This window comes from Kitasatospora sp. NPDC036934, from assembly GCF_055608425.1.
The window spans coordinates 186,649-206,786 of record NZ_JBVJQR010000015.1; the positions used below are offsets into that span (position 1 = coordinate 186,649).

14 protein-coding genes and 1 other RNA gene are annotated in these 20,138 nt (G+C 73.2%); 3 read left to right on the top strand and 12 right to left on the bottom strand.

Translation table 11 applies throughout. From position 1 onward, the window contains the following. The first annotated feature begins 170 nt into the window (after positions 1 to 170). Complete coding sequence (murA, locus tag ACZ7BZ_RS24175) at positions 171 to 1,511, top strand: UDP-N-acetylglucosamine 1-carboxyvinyltransferase (RefSeq protein WP_380453681.1); 1,341 nt, start codon at positions 171 to 173, stop codon at positions 1,509 to 1,511. Between the two features lie 70 nt (positions 1,512 to 1,581). Here the strand turns inward: murA and ACZ7BZ_RS24180 are convergent, their stop codons facing one another. The 8 genes from ACZ7BZ_RS24180 to ftsE all read right to left on the bottom strand — a co-directional run bounded on the left by ACZ7BZ_RS24180 (position 1,582) and on the right by ftsE (position 10,606). After that, the gene (locus ACZ7BZ_RS24180; protein ID WP_030059737.1) at positions 1,582 to 1,863 is read right to left on the bottom strand and encodes an HU family DNA-binding protein; all 282 of its coding nucleotides are present in this window, start codon (positions 1,861 to 1,863) and stop codon (positions 1,582 to 1,584) included. A gap of 532 nt (positions 1,864 to 2,395) precedes the next feature. Beyond that, on the bottom strand, positions 2,396 to 3,865 hold the full coding sequence (locus ACZ7BZ_RS24185; protein ID WP_380453679.1) for an NAD-dependent malic enzyme: 1,470 nt from the start codon (positions 3,863 to 3,865) through the stop codon (positions 2,396 to 2,398). A gap of 348 nt (positions 3,866 to 4,213) precedes the next feature. Next, positions 4,214 to 6,517 (bottom strand): HelD family protein, encoded by a 2,304-nt coding sequence (locus tag ACZ7BZ_RS24190; protein ID WP_470360108.1) that lies wholly within the window; start codon positions 6,515 to 6,517, stop codon positions 4,214 to 4,216. Positions 6,518 to 6,668: 151 nt separating this feature from the next. Continuing rightward, positions 6,669 to 7,050: a transfer-messenger RNA gene (gene ssrA, locus ACZ7BZ_RS24195) on the bottom strand. 86 nt (positions 7,051 to 7,136) lie between these two features. Next, a complete protein-coding gene (smpB, locus tag ACZ7BZ_RS24200) occupies positions 7,137 to 7,613 on the bottom strand; it encodes an SsrA-binding protein SmpB (RefSeq protein ID WP_188304143.1) in 477 nt (158 codons plus the stop codon). A gap of 63 nt (positions 7,614 to 7,676) precedes the next feature. Beyond that, positions 7,677 to 8,813, bottom strand: coding sequence for a S41 family peptidase (locus ACZ7BZ_RS24205; protein WP_470360109.1), 1,137 nt, complete (start codon positions 8,811 to 8,813; stop codon positions 7,677 to 7,679). Positions 8,814 to 8,926: 113 nt separating this feature from the next. Then, positions 8,927 to 9,838, bottom strand: coding sequence for a permease-like cell division protein FtsX (ftsX, locus tag ACZ7BZ_RS24210; protein WP_380453673.1), 912 nt, complete (start codon positions 9,836 to 9,838; stop codon positions 8,927 to 8,929). A gap of 78 nt (positions 9,839 to 9,916) precedes the next feature. Next, positions 9,917 to 10,606: a cell division ATP-binding protein FtsE gene (gene ftsE, locus ACZ7BZ_RS24215; RefSeq protein WP_188307673.1), complete on the bottom strand. Its 690-nt coding sequence runs from the start codon at positions 10,604 to 10,606 to the stop codon at positions 9,917 to 9,919. Positions 10,607 to 10,974: 368 nt separating this feature from the next. Here ftsE and ACZ7BZ_RS24220 point away from each other — a divergent pair, with 368 nt between their 5' ends. Continuing rightward, positions 10,975 to 11,169 carry a hypothetical protein gene (locus ACZ7BZ_RS24220; protein WP_470360110.1) on the top strand — a complete coding sequence of 65 codons (195 nt, stop codon included), beginning with the start codon at positions 10,975 to 10,977 and terminating at the stop codon, positions 11,167 to 11,169. A 98-nt stretch (positions 11,170 to 11,267) separates the two neighbouring features. Here ACZ7BZ_RS24220 and prfB read toward each other — a convergent pair whose 3' ends face one another. From prfB to ACZ7BZ_RS24235, 3 genes are all read right to left on the bottom strand, one after another. Then, positions 11,268 to 12,380, bottom strand: coding sequence for a peptide chain release factor 2 (gene prfB / locus ACZ7BZ_RS24225; RefSeq protein WP_380453669.1), 1,113 nt, complete (start codon positions 12,378 to 12,380; stop codon positions 11,268 to 11,270). Between the two features lie 58 nt (positions 12,381 to 12,438). Then, a complete protein-coding gene (locus tag ACZ7BZ_RS24230) occupies positions 12,439 to 13,692 on the bottom strand; it encodes a serine/threonine-protein kinase (protein WP_465745647.1) in 1,254 nt (417 codons plus the stop codon). Positions 13,693 to 13,939: 247 nt separating this feature from the next. Beyond that, entirely contained in the window at positions 13,940 to 15,799 is a 1,860-nt protein-coding gene (locus tag ACZ7BZ_RS24235) for a serine/threonine-protein kinase (RefSeq protein ID WP_470360111.1), read from the bottom strand. Between the two features lie 305 nt (positions 15,800 to 16,104). On the opposite strand from ACZ7BZ_RS24235, the gene ACZ7BZ_RS24240 reads away from it, so the two are divergent. Then, positions 16,105 to 19,050 (top strand): FtsK/SpoIIIE domain-containing protein, encoded by a 2,946-nt coding sequence (locus ACZ7BZ_RS24240; RefSeq protein ID WP_470360112.1) that lies wholly within the window; start codon positions 16,105 to 16,107, stop codon positions 19,048 to 19,050. A gap of 183 nt (positions 19,051 to 19,233) precedes the next feature. On the opposite strand, the gene ACZ7BZ_RS24245 is transcribed toward ACZ7BZ_RS24240, so the two are convergent. Beyond that, complete coding sequence (locus tag ACZ7BZ_RS24245) at positions 19,234 to 20,064, bottom strand: hypothetical protein (RefSeq protein ID WP_470360113.1); 831 nt, start codon at positions 20,062 to 20,064, stop codon at positions 19,234 to 19,236. Between the last annotated feature and the right edge of the window lie 74 nt (positions 20,065 to 20,138).

The following is a 20,138-nucleotide window of genomic DNA, read 5'->3' on the forward strand; positions in this document are numbered from 1 at the left end:
GGGAACCACCGGCACGCCCACTACCATCTACGGATGGTGGACGCCCCTCTACGGTGCCGACTCGGATTCTCCGGGGGCCCGAACGCGCCCGTACGCCCGTACCACCGGTCCACCTGCGGCTCCGTACCGGAGCCGTTCCCATTCCTCTGGCACCCCGGATTGCGAGAACGATGACCGACGACGTCCTGCTGGTCCACGGCGGAAACCCGCTCGAAGGCGAGATCCGTGTCCGCGGAGCGAAGAACCTGGTCCCCAAGGCCATGGTCGCCGCGCTCCTCGGCCAGGGCCCCAGCAGACTGCGCAACGTCCCGGACATCCGCGACGTCAAGGTGGTCCGCGGCCTGCTGCAGCTGCACGGCGTGACCGTGCGCACCGGCGACGAGGACGGCGAGCTGATCCTCGACCCCTCGCACGTCGAGAGCGCCAACGTCGCCGACATCGACGCCCACGCCGGCTCCTCGCGGATCCCGATCCTGTTCTGCGGCCCGCTGCTGCACCGCCTCGGCCACGCCTTCATCCCGGGCCTGGGCGGCTGCGACATCGGCGGCCGCCCGGTCGACTTCCACTTCGAGGTGCTGCGCCAGTTCGGCGCCACCATCGAGAAGCACCCGCAGGGCACCTACCTGGTCGCCCCGCAGCGGCTGCGCGGCACCAAGATCGAGCTGCCCTACCCCTCGGTCGGCGCGACCGAGCAGGTGCTGCTCACCGCCGTCCTCGCCGAGGGCGTCACCGAGCTGCGCAACGCGGCCATCGAGCCGGAGATCGTCGACCTGATCTGCGTGCTGCAGAAGATGGGCGCGATCATCACCCTGGGCACCGACCGCACCATCCTGATCACCGGTGTGGACGAGCTGAACGGCTACACCCACCGCGCCCTGCCGGACCGCCTGGAGGCCGCCTCCTGGGCCTGCGCGGCACTCGCCACCAAGGGCGACATCTACGTCCGCGGCGCCCGCCAGCTGGAGATGATGACCTTCCTCAACACCTTCCGGAAGGTCGGTGGCGCCTTCGAGGTGGAGGACGAGGGCATCCGCTTCTGGCACCCGGGCGGCGAACTCAAGGCGATCGCCCTGGAGACGGACGTCCACCCGGGCTTCCAGACCGACTGGCAGCAGCCGCTGGTGGTCGCGCTGACCCAGGCCACCGGCCTGTCCATCGTCCACGAGACGGTGTACGAGTCGCGGCTGGGCTTCACCGGCGCGCTCAACCAGATGGGCGCGCACATCCAGCTCTACCGCGAGTGCCTGGGCGGGACCCCGTGCCGCTTCGGGGCGCGCAACTTCCTGCACTCCGCGGTCGTCTCCGGCCCGTCCAAGCTGATGGGCGCCGAGCTGGTCATCCCGGACCTGCGCGGCGGCTTCTCGTACCTGATCGCGGCGCTGGCGGCCGAGGGCACCTCGACCGTGCACGGCATCGACCTGATCAACCGCGGCTACGAGAACTTCATGGAGAAGCTGCGGGACCTCGGCGCCCACGTCGAGCTGCCCAGCGAGCAGCTGGTCGACGCGTAACGACCGCGCACACGGCGAGAGGCCGGGCTCCCCGCGGGGAGCCCGGCCTCTCGGGCGTTCAAGGGGTGACTCAGGCGCCCTTGGCGGCTTCCTTCAGCTTGGAGCCGGCGCTCACCTTGGCGCTGTAGCCGGCCGCGATCTGGATCGGCTCGCCGGTCTGCGGGTTGCGGGCGGTGCGGGCAGCGCGGTGGGTGCGCTCGAAGGTCAGGAAACCGGGGATGGTGACCTTCTCGTCGCCCTTGGCGACGACCTCGCCGACGATCTCGGCGAAGGCGGCCAGAACGGCGTCGGCGTCCTTGCGGGTCACCTCGGCGCGCTCGGACAGCGCGGCCACCAGCTCACTGCGGTTCATGTGTACTCCTGTGGTCTGTTCGCTTGCGGTGTGCGGGGGCCCATCGGTGCTCCCACCGGGGGGCACCCGGATGGGCCGCAGGTCCGCACACTGTGCTCATGCAAGGCAATGCGTGGTCGCAGGCCGGGTCCGTACCCGATGCCGCGCGCCGGAGCCGTCGAAGAGGCCCGCCGCCTGCCTGGGAACGAATCCTGCCCCGACCGGCCCCGAGAAAGCCAATCGGGCCCCAGTCGAGCCACCCGAACATCGCCCGCCCGTTGGAGGTGTGACGCTCCGTCGGCTCCGGCGGACCGGGCGCGGACGGCGGTCGGGACGACACGCCGGAAGACCAGGGGGACGTTCCGTACTTGTCGGACACGCCTGCCCCGTGCAGGGCTACCGTACGCCCTAGGCACGACAAGCCCAAACACGCCCCTCGCCCTTGTGTCGCAAGGGTTCGGGGCGGGCGCGGGCGGGTATGGCCGCTAATCGGACATTTGACCGATCGGTGACCCGTCGTCGGAACGGACCGGCGCGGGCCCGTCGGCGGCCCTCAGAGCCTGATGGTCGGGAAGGCCGCGGTGTCGAGCGTGCCGACGATGCCGGGGGTCGGACGGGCCGGAGCGGCCTCCTGAGCATCGGCCAGGGCCGCCTCGCGCACCGCGGAGGCGACGGTCTTGGCGACGTCCTTGTGGAAGACGCTCGGGATGATGTAGTTGGCGTTCAGCTCGTCGTCGCCGACGGTGGTGGCCAGCGCGCGGGCGGCGGCGATCATCATCTCGGTGTTGACCGTGCGGCTCTGGGCGTCCAGCAGGCCGCGGAAGACACCCGGGAAGACCAGCACGTTGTTGATCTGGTTCGGGAAGTCGCTGCGGCCGGTGGCGACCACCGCGGCGGTCTGCCGGGCCACCGCCGGGTCGACCTCCGGGTCCGGGTTGGCCAGCGCGAAGACGATCGCCTGGTCCGCCATGGTGGCCAGGTCGTCGCCGTCCAGGACGTTCGGGGCCGAGACGCCGATGAAGACGTCCGCGCCCGCCACGGCCTCCTTGAGGCTGCCGGTGCGGCCCGATCGGTTGGTGTGCTCGGCGATCCAGCGCAGGCTGTCGTTGAGGTCCTCACGGCCCAGGTGAACCACGCCGTGCACGTCGGCGACGGTGGCGTGCTCGACACCGGCGGCCAGCAGCAGCTTGAGGATCGCGGTGCCGGCGGCGCCGGCGCCCGACATCACCACGCGGATGTCGCCGATCTCCTTGCCGACCACCTTCAGCGCGTTGGTGAGGGCGGCCAGCACCACGATCGCGGTGCCGTGCTGGTCGTCGTGGAAGACCGGGATGTCCAGGGCCTCGCGCAGCCGGGCCTCGATCTCGAAGCAGCGCGGCGCGGAGATGTCCTCCAGGTTGATGCCGGCGAAGCCCGGGGCGATCGCCTTGACGATGGCCACGATCTCGTCGGTGTCCTGGGTGTCCAGGCAGATCGGCCAGGCGTCGATCCCGGCGAAGCGCTTGAACAGGGCCGCCTTGCCCTCCATGACGGGCAGCGCGGCGGCCGGGCCGATGTTGCCCAGGCCCAGCACCGCGGAGCCGTCGGTGACCACCGCGACGCTGTTGCGCTTGATGGTCAGGCGGCGGGCGTCCTCGGGGTTCTCGGCGATCGCCATGCAGACCCGGGCCACGCCCGGGGTGTAGATCATGCTCAGGTCGTCACGGTTGCGGATCGGCAGCTTCGAGGACATCTCGATCTTGCCGCCGAGGTGCATCAGGAAGGTGCGATCCGAGACCTTGCCGATCGACACGCCGTCGATCGCCCGCAGCTTCTCGACGATCTCCTCGCCGTGCGCGACCGAGGAGGCCGCCACGGTCACGTCGATCCGCAGCGCCTCCAGGCCGGAGGCGGTGACGTCGAGACCGGTCACCGATCCGCCGGAGGACTCCACGGCCGTGGTGATCGCGCTGACCGCGTTGCCGCGGGCCGGGACCTCCAGTCGCACCGTGATCGAGTTGGAGACACTGGGCACCGTCGCCATCGACGCTTCCTTCTTCCGTCTGTCCCGCAGGCTCAACATTTTGTTGAAGGCATCGCCTGCGCATGCTAGACCTCGATCGTCGCACCTTCCAAGCGGTTGCCAGAAATAACGTTCATTGAGTGTGCGGATCCGACAACCGGACCGGGTCCCCCACAGTCTCCGGCCGCACACTCCTTGCCTCTCCCGGCCGATGCGTTACATTGGACGGGACACCGGCTCGATCCAAGCCCCCGGGCCCAACCTTCGTCCCTTAGAGGGACCACTTGCCGCGAGGCGAGCATGGCGGGTCGGTGTTCTAAACGTCCGAAGGCCCCTCACCACCGGTGAGGGGCCTTCGTCGTGGGCGGGTCAGCCGTGCAGCAGCGCGGGCACGCCGGCCGCATCCGGCAGGTCGTCAGGACCGGACAGCACGGTCAGCCGCTGCGTCGCCCGGGTCAGCGCCACGTACAGCACCCGCAGGCCGGCCTCCGACTCGCCGGCGATGCCGGTCGGGTCGGCGACCACCGTCGCGTCGTACTCCAGGCCCTTGGCCTCCAGGCTGCCCAGCACCACCACGCGCCCGTCCAGGCCCTCGGCCCAGCCGGCCGCCTCGGCCCGGCGGTCCATCGGCACCACGATCGCCACGGTGCCGTCCACCTCGCCCAGCAGCCGCTCCAGCTCCACCCGGGCGGCCCGGCCGAAGGCCTCCGGCGCGGGGTCGGTGACGGCCGCGAAGCGCGGCTCCACGCCGACGTGACGCACCGCGCTCGGCGAGGGCGTGCCCGGGGCGGCCAGGGCCAGCACCTTGGCGGCGACCTCGGCGATCTCGGCCGGGTTGCGGTAGTTGACGGTCAGCGTGAAGCGGCGGCGCGGCTTGCCGGCCAGCACCTCGTCCAGCGCGGCCTGGGCCTCCTGCGGGAACGGCCAGGAGGACTGCGCCGGGTCGCCGACGATGGTCCAGGTGGCCATCCGGGAGCGCCGGCCGATCATCCGCCACTGCATCGGGGTGAGGTCCTGGGCCTCGTCCACGATGACGTGGGCGTACTCCTTGCGCTCCACCGGCTGGCGCTCCCGCTGGCGGGAGTTGCGGTCGGCGAAGGTGGTGACCTCCTCCAGACCGCTCAGCAGGTCCACCGCGTCCACCTCGCGGACCTTCGGGCGGGCCGGCTCGCCGAGCAGCACCTGCAGCTCGTCCACCAGCGCCACGTCGTGCGCCGACAGCGCGCCCTCGCCCTGCGGGGACAGGTGCCGCCAGGAGGCGGCCAGCACCCTGGCCTCGTCCGGGGTGACGGCGCGGCGGGCGATCCGGTTGGTGTGCCGGGTCTGCTTGAGCGTGCCGAGCACCCGGCGCGGGCTCAGCGGCGGCCACCAGGCGTCCAGGAAGTCCAGGAACGACGACTCGTCCGAGACGTAGTCGTCGAAGGACTCCTTCTCCTCCTGGCGCTGTTCCCGGGCGTAGTGGTCGGCCGGCTTGGGCAGGTGCCGGGTGGCCTCCTGCCACAGGGCGTCCAGCAGCAGTCGGCGGGCGCGCGGGCGCAGCAGGTTCAGCGGGGTGCCGCCGGAGCCCACCACGTTGCCGCGGACGGCCCTCAGCCGGCCCGCGTCGAGCTTCAGCACCTCGCCTCGGGCGACCACCTTGAGCTCCTGCGGGGCGCCCAGCTCCAGGGCCGCCCGGGCGGCCCTGCGCAGCAGCTGGACCATCCGGGCCGAGCCCTTGATCCGGGCCGCCTCCGGGCTGTCGTAGGCGCCCGCCTCGATGCCGTCCACCAGCGAGCCGACGGCGCGGATCGCGACCTGGCCCTCCTCGCCGAGCGAGGGCAGGACGCCCTCGGTGTAGGAGACCAGCAGCGCGGTGGGCGAGACCACCAGGATGCCCCCGGCGTAGCGGCGGCGGTCCTGGTAGAGCAGGTACGCGGCACGGTGCAGGGCGACGGCGGTCTTGCCGGTGCCGGGGCCGCCGGTGACGAGGGTGGCCCCGGCCGCGGCGGCCCGGATCACCTCGTCCTGCTCCTTCTGGATCGAGGAGACGATGTCCCGCATGGAGTGGCTGCGGGCGCGGCCGAGCGAGGCCATCAGCGCGCCGTCGCCGACCACGGCCAGTTCCTCGCCGCCCAGGGTCGGGGTGAGGTCGGGGCGCAGCAGGTCGTCCTCGACGCCGATCACCTTGCGGCCCTTGGAGCGGATCACCCGGCGGCGGATGACCCGGCCGGGCTCCACCGGGGTGGCGCGGTAGAACGGCGCGGCCGCGGGGGCCCGCCAGTCGATCACCAGCGGGCCGTACTCGGCGTCCAGCACGCCCAGCCGGCCGATGTGGAGGGTCTCGGCGACGGCCGGGTCGGCCGGGTCGAGCGGGGTGTTCGACGGGATGCCGTGTTCCTCCGGGGCGTCGGCCTGCTGGAGGTCGATCCGGCCGAAGAGGAAGTCCTCGAACTCGTTGTTGAGCCGCTGGAGGTGCGCGCCGGCCCGGTAGACCTGGGCGTCGCGCTCGGCGAGGGCGCCGGGGGTGCCGACCTGGACCCGCTTGGCGGCGTCCTCGAGGATGTACTCGGCCTCGGCGAGCTTCTCCTCCAGCCGGTGGTAGACGGTGTCGAGGTGCTGCTGCTCACCGGCGATCTCGCGCTCGCGGACGGTCTCGTGATCGGTGGCGGGGGTGGTGTCCGTGTTGCTCTGCATGGCCTCGGTGGTTGCGACGGAATCCGGCTCCGGAAAACGAGCGGACGGATGATCCTACGCCGCGACCCCCCGCACGCGCTGCTCCGGAACGTACAAAATCGAAGGCCGCCCTCCGCATCAGCGGTGGACGGCCTTCGGTGTGAACATGGGGTGGTGGAGATGCCGGGAATCGAACCCGGGTCCAGTGGAGTTAATTCAGGGCTTCTCCGAGCGCAGTCCGCTGTGCTTTTCTCGGCCCTGGCGGTCACACGGACAAGCCGCCAACAGGCCCAGCTGCTGTTTGATTTCCCATCCACCCTCGCAGCCCGGGCGGACGGTTGAGTTCCCTAGATTATGCCAGGGTCCGGGTCGGGAACTCCCCGGTCTGACACCCAAGCGCTATCGGTGCTTATTAGGCAGCGAGAGCGAACTGCTGGGAATCGCGCTTAGAGTTGGCGATTATTTTTTTGCGACACGTGGTTAACGAGATCATTGCCGCGTTCCTCGGCTCGCTTCCCCTGTTTCAACATCCCCTGTCGAAACCGATCATCCCCATGTTTTTTTGAGAAACAGCTCGGACGATGACCGTCCGTGTTGCTTGCGCCATAGTACGCGAGGCGACGGGTGAGGGTCCAGCGGATTAACGCTGGCGCCGCCGGGCCGCCGCCACCGCGCGGGCCGTCTCGCGGGTGTCCTGCTTCTCCCGCAGCGTCTGGCGCTTGTCGTACAGCTTCTTGCCGACGGCCAGTGCGAGTTCGAGCTTGACCCGGCCGTCCTTGAAGTACAGGGACAGCGGGACCAGGGTGTGGCCCGCGTCGCGGACCGTGGTCTCGATCTTGCGGATCTCCAGCCGGTGCAGCAGCAGCTTGCGCTTGCGCCGGGCCGCGTGGTTGGTCCACGTCCCCTGGGTGTACTCGGGGATGAAGACGTTGTCGATCCACGCCTCGTGGTTCTGGATGTAGGCGTAGCCGTCGACCAGGTTGGCCCGCCCCTCCCGCAGTGACTTGACCTCGGTGCCGGTGAGTACGAGGCCGCACTCGTAGGTGTCGAGGATCGTGTACTCGTGCCGCGCCTTCTTGTTCTGCGCGATCAGCTTGTGTCCGGTTTCCTTTGCCATAGCGCGGCCATTCTCGCACTTCGAGGCCCGGTCGGGCAGCTGCTTTAGGCGCGGGCGGGCGGGTCAGGACTGGGTGCCGAGGCCGGCGAGGACCCTCAGGGCGAGCGCGTCGGCGTCCTCGCCGGCGCCGGCCGGGACGTCCGGGGTCAGGCCGGTGCCGTCCAGGGAGCGCCCGGCGGGGGTGTAGTAGCGGCCGACGGTCAGCTCCAGCACCGCGCCGTCGGCGAGCCTGCTGGGCTGCTGGACGGTGCCCTTGCCGAAGGTCCGCGAACCCACCACGACGGCCCGGCTGCGGTCCTGGAGGGCCCCGGCGAGCAGTTCGGCGGCGCTCATCGTGCCGCCGTCCACCAGCACCACCAGCGGGGTGCGCCGGTCGCCGCCCGGCGGCGCGGTCAACTCCCGCTTCTCGCCGCGCTCCTGGTACGAGCCGACGGCGCCGCCGTCCAGGAAGCTCCCGGCGGTGCCGACCGCCTCGTCCAGCAACCCGCCGGAGTTGCCGCGCAGATCGAGCACCACGCCGCTGTGCGGGGTGCGCAGCGCGGCGCGCACCTGGTCGGCCACGCCGCTGGTGAAGGCCCGGACGGTGATCCGCAGCACGCCCCGCTCCAGGTGCTCGGCGGTGACCTGCCGGCTGTCCAGCAGCACCCGCCGCAGCCGCAGTTCGCGCACCTCGCCGTCGCCGCGCCGCACGGCCAGGGTGACCTCGGAGCCGGCCCGGCGCTCGTCGCCCTGGCCGCGCAGCCGTGCCACCACCTCGGTGACCGGCAGCCGGTCGGCCTGGTCCCGGTCGATCCGCAGCAGCCGGTCGCCGGGGGCGATCCCGGCCTCGGCGGCGGGCCCGGCCGGGGTGACCTGGGAGACCTCGGTGACGCCGTCCTCGCCCCGGCCGACCGACAGCCCGACGCCGGGGTAGCGGCCGTCCAGGCCCTGACTGAACTCGGCGTACTCCTGGGCGCTGTAGTACGCGCCCCAGCGGTCGCCGCCGGCCGCGAGCAGGTGCTCGGCCTGCTGCTCGGACAGCGCGGCGCCGGCCGGGTCCGCCGGCGGCCCGGCGGCGACCGGGCCGTGGTCGGCGGAGGTGCGGCGCGGCGGGCCGCCCGGGTCGCCCCAGGCGCCGGTCGCGGCGCCGACCAGCAGCACGGCGCCGAACACCAGGCCGAGGGCGGCCACCTGACGCGCCCCGCACGGAGTTTGCAGCATGGCACCGGAGTGTAGACACCGCGCCGCGCGCGACGGGCCGGAACGGCGGAGCGCGGAACGGCGACGGCCCCGTACGGCGCAGTGCCGTACGGGGCCGAAGGAACCTGCGGGGATCAGACCTTGAGGTACTTGCGCAGCGTGAAGAACGCCGCGACACCGGCCATGCCCATACCGACCACGACCAGCAGCGGGATCACCGCCAGCACCGAGCCGAGGCCGATGAAGTGGATGAACTGCACCCGGTCGGCCAGCCAGTTCTGGACGAAGAAGTGTCCGCCGATCAGGAGACCGGAGGCCAGCGCCGCACCGAGCAGCGCGGAGAACGCGGCCTCGGCGATGAACGGCATCTGGACGTAGAAGTTCGAGGCACCGACCAGGCGCATGATGCCGGTTTCGCGCCGCCTGCTGTACGCCGACACCCGGACAGTGTTGACGATCAGCAGCAACGCGACGAAGAGCATCAACACCATGATCACGAACGCCGCCGTCTGCAGGCCGTTGAGCAGGCCGAACAGGTTCTCTAGGATCTTCCGCTGGTCCTCGACCGACTTGACGCCGGGCTTGCCCGCGAAGGCGCTCTGGATGACGTCGTACTTGGTCGGGTCGTTGAGCTTCACCCGCCAGGACTGCGGCATGGCGTCAGGGCCCAGGACGGAGATGAGCGGGTTGTCCGGGTTCATGTCCTTCCAGTGCTTGTACGCCTCCGCGGAGCTCTCGTACGTGGAGGTCTGGACCACCGAACTCATCTTGTCCAGCTGGTCCTTGATGTCCTGGACCTGCTGGTCGGTGGCCGCACCCTTGTCGCACTGCGGCGAGTTGCGGGCATCCGCCTTGGTGCAGAAGTAGATGCTCACCTCGACCTTGTCGTACCAGTACCCCTTCATGGAGTTCACCTGGTCGCGGACCAGGAGCGAGGAACCGGCGAGGGCGAGGGAGAGCGCGACGCTGACCACGACCGCGATGGTCATGGTCAGGTTGCGTCGGAGACCCACACCGATCTCCGACAGGACGAACTGGGCACGCATGCGGGAAACAACTCCAGGGTCGGTACTGCGCGGTCGGGCGGTCCGGGCCGACGGCCCTACGGGGTCAGCGCTGGTCGGTCAGTGCTGGTATCCGTAGACGCCGCGAGCCTGGTCGCGGACGAGCAGCCCCTTGTCGAGTTCGATGACTCGCTTGCGCATCTGGTCGACGATGGCCTGGTCGTGGGTGGCCATCAGCACCGTCGTGCCGGTGCGGTTGATCCGGTCGAGCAGCTTCATGATGCCGACCGAGTTCTGCGGGTCGAGGTTACCGGTGGGCTCGTCCGCGATGAGCAGCATCGGACGGTTCACGAACGCCCGGGCGATCGCGACGCGCTGCTGCTCACCACCGGACAGCTCGCCCGGCATGCGGTCCTCCTTGCCGCCGAGGCCGACCAGTTCCAGCACCTCGGGCACCACCTTGCCGATGGCGCTCTTCGGCTTGCCGATCACCTCCAGCGCGAAGGCGACGTTCTGCGCGACCGTCTTGTTCGGCAGCAGGCGGAAGTCCTGGAAGACGGTGCCCAGCTGGCGCCGCATGTGCGGAACCTTCCAATTGGACAGCTTGCCGAGGTCCTTGCCCAGCACGTGCACCGCGCCCGTGGAGGGACGTTCCTCCCGCAGGCACAGGCGCAGGAAGGTGGACTTGCCCGAGCCGGACGAGCCGACCAGGAAGACGAACTCACCCTTCTCGATCTCCAGCGAGACGTTGTCCAGGGCGGGACGGTTCTGCTTGGGATAGGTCTTGGAGACGTTGTCGAATCTGATCACGGCTGCATCACGGAGGCCATCCTAGGCGGCGCCAGTCCTCGGTCGATCCGCCCCGGCGGCCTGGCCCGGGAGCGGGCGACGGGAGCGCGGAGGGCCGCTCCCGGTCTGGGACCATACGCGAACCGGCGACCGGCTCGCAGGGACAGCCCAGGACGGACCTCCGAATCTGGGGGAGAATGTCCGGCTGTGCCCCGATAATTGCGAGCCATCTCACAGCCCGGGAGCCGGAAGCGCCAGAACCTGGCAGAGTGGAGGTGGCGACCGTGTCCGGTCGCTCCCCCGTACAGGGCAGACTCCCCCGTACAGGTAGGAAGAGGGAACCAAAGCCCCGTCCGGTGCGTTGGCTGTAGCAGCGAGGAGGAGATCGCATGACGTGCGACCATCTGGTGTGCGCCAACTGCAACGGCCGCGTCAGCGACGGGCGTTGCCCGGTGTGCCGCGCCAACCGGGCCCGGCTGCAGGAGCAGCAGGGGCCGTTCGCCACGCTCTCCCCCGTGATGCTGCTGGCCCTGCTGGCCGGGCTGCTCGCGGTGGCGCTGATCGCGCGGCAGGCGCTGGGCTGAGACCCCGAGGTGCGACGAAGGCCCCCGACCGCTGCGGTCGGGGGCCTTCTCGGTGTCTGTCCGGGTGCCTACTCGGCGCGTGCCACTCGGCGACGTGCTTACTCGGCGCTGGTCTCGCGCTGCTTGCGCCAGCGGATGCCGGCCTCGATGAAGCCGTCGATGTCGCCGTCCAGGACGGCCTGCGGGTTGCCCGCCTCGTACGCGGTGCGGACGTCCTTGACCATCTGGTACGGGTGCAGGACGTAGGAGCGCATCTGGTTGCCCCAGGAGCTTCCGCTGTCCTTGAGCGCGTCCATCGCGGCCTTCTCCTCCTGGCGGCGCCGCTCGAGCAGCTTGGCCTGGAGGACGTTCATCGCGGACGCCTTGTTCTGGATCTGCGAGCGCTCGTTCTGGCAGGACACCACGATGCCGGTCGGGAGGTGCGTGATGCGCACCGCCGAGTCGGTGGTGTTGACGCCCTGGCCGCCGGGGCCGGAGGCGCGGTAGACGTCCACCCGCAGCTCGCCCTCGTCGATGTCGACGTGGTCGGACTGCTCGACGACCGGGAGCACCTCGACACCGGCGAACGAGGTCTGCCGGCGGCCCTGGTTGTCGAACGGCGAGATGCGGACCAGGCGGTGGGTTCCCTGCTCGACCGAGAGGGTGCCGTAGGCGTACGGCGCCTTCACGGTGAAGGTCGCCGACTTGATGCCGGCCTCTTCGGCGTACGAGGTGTCGTACACCTCGGTGGGGTACCCGTGCCGCTCGGCCCAGCGCAGGTACATGCGCATCAGCTGCTCGGCGAAGTCGGCGGCGTCCACGCCACCGGCCTCGGCACGGATGTTGATCAGGGCCTCGCGGGCGTCGTACTCGCCGGAGAGGAGGGTGCGGACCTCCAGCTCCTCGACGGCCTTCTGCAGCGAGACGAGCTCGACCTCGGCCTCGGCACGGGTGTCCGCGTCGTTCTCGGCCTCGGCCAGCTCGAACAGCACGCCCAGGTCGTCGATGCGGCCCCGCAGGCCCTCGACGCGGCGCAGTTCGCCCTGGAGGAAGGAGAGCCGGCTGGTCACCTTCTGCGCGTTCGCGACGTCGTCCCACAGGGTGGGGGCGGCTGCCTCCTCCTCCAGGACCGCGATGTCGGCCCGGATCTTGTCCAGGTCGAGGACGGCCTCGATCGACCCCATGGTCGTATCGAGGTTCTTGAGCTCTTCGGAAGGATCGACGGCTGCCACGCCCCCCAGGGTAATGGTTCCGGGGGTGGTCATGACGACACCCCCGGTTCCCCCGGGGTCACGGCGCCCGCGGGGCGGTCCCGTGCACGGCCGGACGGGACGGGTGGCCGCCGCCCGGCTCGGTGGCCGCGAAGGCCGTCCAGGCCGCGGCGGCGCCCGCCAGCAGCAGGACGGTGGCCAGCAGGACGGCCAGCAGCCGGCGGCGGCGCAGCAGGGCCGCGCGGTCCCGGCGGTGGCCCGGGGCGGTGCGCTGGGCGCGGGACTCGGCGGCGTACGCGGCCAGTTCGTCGGCCGAGGGGCGGCGCAGGCTGGTGTGGGTGTCCCGGGTGGAGTCCGGGGCGACGCCGGGCACCAGGGGGACGGCCGGGCCGCGGCGGCGCTTGTGGACGCCCGGGCCGGCGTCGACCTCCGCGTAGACGGCTTCGCCCGGGGTCAGCTGCTCCTCCGCCGGGGGGCGGCCCTGGGTGGGCACTGCCAGCACCGGCAGGCCGGCCAGCGAGGGCAGCTGCTCGCGCAGCCGGGCGGCCAGCTCGGCGGCGCGCAGCCGGGAGGCGGGGGCCTTGGCCAGGCACTCGGAGATGATCCGCCACAGCCCGTCCGGCAGGCCGGGGATCGGCGGCACCTGCTCGGTGACGTGCCGGCGCAGCACCGCGCCGGTGTGGCCGCCGCCGAACGGGGTGGAGCCGGCCAGCAGCTCGTACAGCACGGTGGCGAGGGCGTAGATGTCGACGGCGGCGCGCGGCTCCAGGCCCTCGATGATCTCGGGGGCAAGGTAGTCGGGGGTGCCGATGATCCGGGTGGCCCGGGTGCGGCGCGGGGCGTCGACCAGGCGGGCCACCCCGAAGTCGGTGAGCTTGGCGCGCGGGGCGCCGCCGGGGCCGGGGGCGGCGGCGAGGTCGAGCAGCACGTTCTCCGGCTTGACGTCGCGGTGGACGATCCCGGCGGCGTGCGCGGCCGCGAGGCCGTCGGCGACGTCGGCGATGACCGAGGCGGCGATCTGCGGCGGGAGGGCGCCGTCCCGCTCCAGCCGGGAGCGCAGGTCGGTGCCCTGGACCAGTTCCATCACCAGGGCGAGGTCGCTGCCGTCCACGACCATGTCGCGCACGCCGACCACCCGGGGGTGGTCGAGGCTGGTCAGCGCGGTGCGCTCCTGGACGAAGCGGCCGACCAGCACCTGGTCGGCGGCGAGGTCCTCGCGCAGCAGCTTGACCGCCACCGGGCCGTCGGGCCCCTCACCGAGCCAGACCGTCCCGGCCGAACCCCGGCCGATGACCTGGTGGACGGTGTACCGGCTGCCGATCTTGCGTGCCAATGCTGCTCCGTGGGCGGCGCGGGAGCGCTCCGGGGGTCCGGGCGCGCTCGGTGGGGCGGGACAACAGCGACCAACCTACGCGCCCGGACGCCCCGCGCGGGCCGCCTGGGGGCCGTGGAGCGGGACTCGGGGCGATAAATCTCGCGGATTGTCGACAAAGCGTCAATCCTGGCTTCCAGGACCGGTCCGGACCCCCGGTCAGCCGCCGGGGCGGCCCGCCCGCGCCTCCCCGCCGCCCGGCGCCGCGCTACGAGCCGGAACTGCCGAAGACGCTGCTCACCCAGGACCGCGCGCTGTCGTACCAGCTCACGACGTTGTCCCAGTAGTGCGGCAGCGGTGTGAAGTTCCACAGCGCCAGCGCGGCCACCGCCAGCACCAGCAGCACCATCAGACAGCCCTTGAGGCAGCCCAGCCCCGGGATGTACATCCGGTTGCGGCTGCGCGGACGGCGCTCGCGCGGCGGCGCGCTCTCCCGGCGGGACGGCTCGCGCGGCTCCTCCCGGGGCGGCCGGGGCTCCCGGTACTGCGGCGCGGGCGGCTCGGCCCGGCGCGGCACCGGGCTGGGCGGGGGCGGCGGCGGGTAGCCGCCCTGCGACTGGCCGTACCCGCCCGGGGCCTGCCGGTAGCCGCCGGGCGGCTGCGGGCGGTCGCCGCCCCGGCCGCCCTGGGGCGCCTGGTTCCGCTGATCGGCCTGATTGGCCTGGTAGGGCGGAGGGGCGACCGGCGGGCGCTGCGCGTAGCCGGGCGGCGGCCCCGGCCGACGCGGGTCCGGCTGGTAGCCGGCCGGCGGCTGCGACCGGTGGCCCTGGCCGCCCGGCCCGCCCGGGCCTGCCTGGTAGGGCGCCGGGGCGACCTGCGGGTCCTCGAAGTCCTCCGGCCCGAAGTAGCCGACCTGGGTCTGCTGGTTGCGGTCGCGCGCCGCCCGCAGCTGGGTCTGCCACGGGTGCGGCGTCTCCTCCTGCGGCCCCGGCGGCCCGGCGGGCGGGGGCGGCGGCACGGCGGTGGGCGGCATCACCTGGGTGCGGTCCTGGCCGCCGTACGGGGGCGCGGGCGGCGGCTGGGTGCCCATCACCCGGGTCGACGCGGCCGGGTCGTACTGGGGGCCGCCCGGGGCCGGCAGCACCTGGGTGCGGTCCTCGGTGCCGTACGGGCCGCCTGGCGCGGCCGGCACGCTGCCGGGGACGGCGGTCGGCTGCGGGTCCGGCAGCAGCAGGGTGCCGACCGCGAGCGCCTCGTCCACCGCCGCCGGGGAGGCGTGCACCCCGACCCCGGCCGCGACCACCCGCAGCGCGCGGGCCAGCGCGGTGGCGCTCGGCCGGTGGGCCGGGTCCTTGCGCAGACAGCGCTCGATCACCGTCCAGAGCGGCTCGGGCATGGTGCTGGGTCGCTGCGGCTCCTGCGCCAGGTGGGCCTGGAGCACGGCCAGGGCGCTGTCGCCCTGGAACGGCTGGCGGCCGGTGACCAGCTCGTACAGCATGATCCCGGCACCGTAGACGTCCACCGCAGAGGTCTGCGGGCGGCCCTCGGCGGACTCCGGCGCGACGTACGCGGGGGTGCCGACGAACTCGTGGGTGCGGGTGACGCCCGGGGAGTCGGCCAGCCGGGCGATGCCGAAGTCGGTCAGCATCGGGTGCATCTGCTCGGTGCCCTGCACCACGGTGGAGGCGAGCAGCACGTTGGCCGGCTTGAGGTCGCGGTGGACGATCCCGTCCGCGTGGCTGGCCGCCAGCGCGTCCGCGACCTGGGCCATCAGCAGGGATCCGGCGATCGGGCTGAACGGGCCGTTGGCGCGCAGGTAGCGGGCCAGGTCGGGGCCCTCCACCAGGTCCATCACCAGGGCCAGCAGCTCGCCCTCGACGACCAGGTCGCGGACCCGGACGATGTTCGGGTGGTTCAGCCGCAGCAGCAGCGAGCGCTCACGCAGGAAGCGCATCACGACGTCCGGGTCGGCCGCCAGTTCCTCGCGCAGCACCTTGATCGCCACCTGCTGGCCGGGCTCGCTGCCCGGCACCTGGACGTCCTCGCGGACCAGGCCGCGCCAGACCGTCCCGGTGGCCCCCCGCCCCAGGGTCTCCTCAAGCAGATACTTGCTGCCGACTGGCCGCACCTGTCGCACTCCTCGCCGTGCCGCCCGCGCGGGGCGCTCCCCCGCAGGTGTGCGGTGAGCCTGCCGGGCCCGTGTTCGGGCCACTCTAACGGTGTCCGTACTGGTTTTTGAGGTGCCCGGCAGGCCATCCGAGCGGGGTTGGGGGACATCCCCTAGGGGACTGCCCGGAGGCGCCCGCCGGGGCCTGCCGCCGGTCCGCCACCGGTCCACCGGGGCGGCGGTTGACCTGACCCACCGTCGCCTCCACCATGGCGATGATCGCAAGATCGTCAAATCCGGTACCGGGCGCGGACTGTCCACGCCGGATGGCAGGATGGACACTCGCCACTCGTGTGGCCCAACGGGTCGCCGAGACCGCCCCGCGCGTCCGCGACGACACCGGGCAGCGGTACCAGGCATCACACCAGCAGAAGGGACCCGCGGGCGAGATGCAGATCCGGCTGACCGTCCTCCGACCGCGCAGCGGCCCGACCGCCGCCGGCTCCGCCATCCCCTACGTGGACGTGCTGGTCACCGCACCCGTCGGCACCGCGCTCGGTGCCATCGCGGGCGCGCTCGCGGGCGCCGTCGGCGTGCGCGGACCGCGGGCCGCCACCCACGTGCACCTGTACGCCGGGGCGCACCGGGTGGACGAGCACACCCTGCTCGGCCATCCACCACTGCTCGACGGCGCCGTGCTCAGCCTCAACGAGCCCGACCCGACCGCCGACGACCCCGACGACGCCCCCGCCGCCGCCGAGCTCCGGGTGGTCGGCGGCCCGGACGCCGGCGGCGTGCACCGGCTGCACGGCCGGGAGATCCGGGTCGGCCGCTCCGGCGAGGCCGACGTCCCGCTCGACGACCCGGACGTCTCCCGGCTGCACCTCGCCCTGCACCTCGACGACGACGGACGGATCGCCGTCCGCGACCTCGGCTCCACCAACGGCACCACCCTGGACGGCCGGATCGTCCCGCCGCTGCCCCCCGAGGCCGCCGTCCCGCTGGAGAACGGCGCGCTGCTGCGGATCGGCGAGTCCACCCTCCAGGTCGTCGAACCGGCCGACCAAGCCTCCGTCCGGGCCGCCCTGCCCGACGGCAACGGCCACCTCCAGCTCGCCGCCCCCGGTCCGGCCCGGCCCGCGCCGCCGGTGATCGAACCCCCCGCCGCCCCCGAGCCCGCCCCGGGCCGCGGCCGCGGACTGTTCTCCCTCCTGCCCGGCCGCGCCGCCGAACCCCCCGGCCAGGAGAGCGCCGAACGCCACCACGCCGCCGTACGGCTGCGCCAGGCCGCCGCCCAGCGCGAACGCTGGCCCGACCTCGCCACCGTGCTGCTCAACGCCGTCGCCCCCGGCCCGCGGCTGTGGGAGCGCGGCCCCGGCCACCCCGACGCGCTCACCCTGCGCCTGGGCACCGCCGACCGCCCCGGCGGCCCCGGCACCACGCCCGGCACCCTGCTGCCCGCCGTGCCCGTCACCCTCGACCTCCAGACCGCTGGCAGCCTCGGCCTCAGCGGGCCGCGCGAACGCCTGGACGCGCTCACCCGCGCCGTCGTCGCCCAGCTCGCCGCGCTCCACCCGCCGACCGGGCTGAGCCTGGTCGTGGTCGACGCCGACCCGGTCCGCAGCGCCGAGGAGCGGGTCGACACCTGGGCCTGGGCGCTGTGGCTGCCCCACCTGCGCCCCCTCGACGGCCAGGACTGCCGGCTGCTCCTCGGCCTCGACGACGACCAGGCCACCGCCCGGCTCACCGAACTCACCGCCCGGCTCAGCGGCCCCAGCGGCCTCGGCGGCCACCCCGCCACCGTGGTCGTGGTGGACGGCCGCCCGGCCACCGAGACCGCCCGGCAGGCCCTCGACCTGCTGCTCCGCCAGGGCCCGGCGGTCGGCATCTTCCCGATCTGCCTCGCCGAACAGCCCGAACTGCTCCCCCGCGGCCTCGGCGCCACCGGCCTGATCACCGGCGAGGTCGGCACCCAGCTCTCGCTGGACCGCCCGGTCGCCCGCGGCCGGGAGACCCTGCACGAGGTCTCGCTGGACGCCGTCTCCGACGCCTGGGCCGAGCGGCTGGCCCGCGTCCTCGCCCCGCTGCGCGAAGCCGCCCCGGCGTCCCGCGGCCCGCTGCCGGACGCGCTGCGACTGCTCGACCTGCTCCAGCTCGACACCGTCACCCCGGCCAAGCTGTCCGCCCGCTGGGACGCCCACGCGGGCGGCATCGGCGCCGCCACCGGGCTGCTCGGCACCACCCGGGACGAGCTGTGCACCCTCGACCTGGCCGACCCCGAGCTCACCCTGCCCTCCCCCGACCCGGGCGGCCCGCACCTGCTGATCGGCGGCGCCGGCGGCTCCGGCAAGACCGAGCTGCTGCGCACCCTGGTCGCCTCGCTCGCCGTCTCGGAGCGGCCCGAGCGCCTCGCCGTCACCATCATCGAGGGCCGGGCCACCGGCGAGGGCCAGGACGGCCTGGACGGCTGCACCGAACTGCCGCACGTCACCGGCCGGGTCAACGCCGCCGCCGACCCGCGCGCCGCACTCCTCGCGGCCGAGGCACTGGAGGACGAACTCGCCCTGCGGGAGCGGTTGTTCGACGGGCTGGACTTCGCCTCCTGGCACGCCACCAGGATCTTGGACGGGCACAGCCTGGACGGGCAGGGCGCGAGCGCCGTGCCGGTGCCCGCCACCGTGGGCGCCTCCTCCACGCCGGTACCCCGGATCATCCCGCCGCGCAGTGCCGACGGCCCCCGGCCGGCCACCACCCCCTCCGGGCCCGTCCCGGCCCGGCTGATCGTCGTCGTCGACGACTACGACGCCCTGCTCTCCCCCACCTCCCCGGCCGGCCGCCCGCTGGCCCGCGCGCTCGCCGCCGTCGCCCGGCGCGGCGGCCCGCTCGGCGTCCACCTCGCGGTCGCCACCGGCCGTCCGGAGGAGAGCGCCGGCACCGAGGTCGACGAGTCCGCCCTGCTGCGGATCGCCCTGCGCACCGACGACCCGGCCGACTCCGACCTGCTGATCCACCTCGGCGACGCGGCCGCCCTCCCCGAGGACACCCCCGGCCGCGGCTACCTGCGTCGCCCGGACGGCGGCGTCACCGCCTTCCAGACCGCCCGGATCAGCGGCCGCATCCCCCGGACCGCCACCCTGCGCCCCACCGTGGTCGCGATAGACCCCCTCCAGCTCGGCGCCCCACCCGCCCGCCGCCCGGTCCGCGAACTCGGCAACGGCCCCACCGACCTCGCCCTCCTCGCCAGCGCCCTCCAACGCGCCGCCGCCCGCTGAGCGCTCTGCGGGGGTACGTCAGCAACAGGCCCCCGGCATCTGCCGCCGCTGCGCGGGCCTCGGCGGCACCGGCCCGCCCGCGATCGGCACCGGCGCCACCGCCACCCCCGGCGGCATCGCCCGTGCCCGCGCAGCGCTGCGCGGGCACGGGATGCCTGCCCTGGCGACCGGCCGCCGAGGCGGTCAGGCGCACTTGATGTCGCGGTCGGCCACGGCCATCCCGACGACCGTGCCGCCGTCCACGGTGAACTCCCACTTCCAGCCCTGCCGGCCCTCGACCGGCAGCTCGTACTTGCCGCTCTTGGCCAGCTGGAGGCCCTTGGCTCCGTACGCCTGCTGCAGCGCGTCCACCGTGGAGCCGGCTCCGATGCCCTCGGCGGTCTTCGCCTCGGCCGGGGCGACCAGCTCGCGCAGGCCGGTGGCGGCGAAGGAGACCCGGCCGGTGGCCTGGAAGGCCTTGTCCTTGGCCTCGCGGGCCACCCACATGTCCGCGATGGACTGGGTGGCGTCGGCCATCAGCTTGGCGGTGGCGGCCGAGTCCTTGGCCGCGGCGGCCGAGCCGGCAGCGGCAGCGGCGGCGTCCTTGGCGGAGGCGCCGGGCGGCAGCGTGCCGCCCGGGGCAGGAGTCTTGCCCGCGGCCGCGTCGGCCTTGGCGTTGAGGTCCTTGTAGCGGGCCTCGGTGGCCGCCTCGGCGTCCATCCGGGTCTTGTCCGGTGCCGGGCCGCCCTTGTAGACGAAGTCGGTGCAGCCGTCGAGCAGCGAGACCGGCGCCGCCTCCAGTGCGCCGGTGGCCAGCCCGGCGTCCTTCGCCATCCCCGGCTTCAGGCCGCGGTAGCCGGCTGCCGCGAAGGCCTCCGGTCCCTTGGTCGTCGGCGCCGCCGAGGGCGCGGCGGTGGAGTCGCCCTTCGCCGTGTCCTTCTTGTCGTCGTTGCCGCAGGCCCCCGCTCCGGCGACCAGCAGCACCACCGAGACGGCCGCGCCCACTGCACGGATCGGTCCCCGGTACTTCCCCATGTCGTTCCCCCCAGAAAGATCGTTCGGGAGCACCGTACCGACGGTGTGCCCACGATCCGAACCGGTTTCCGGCC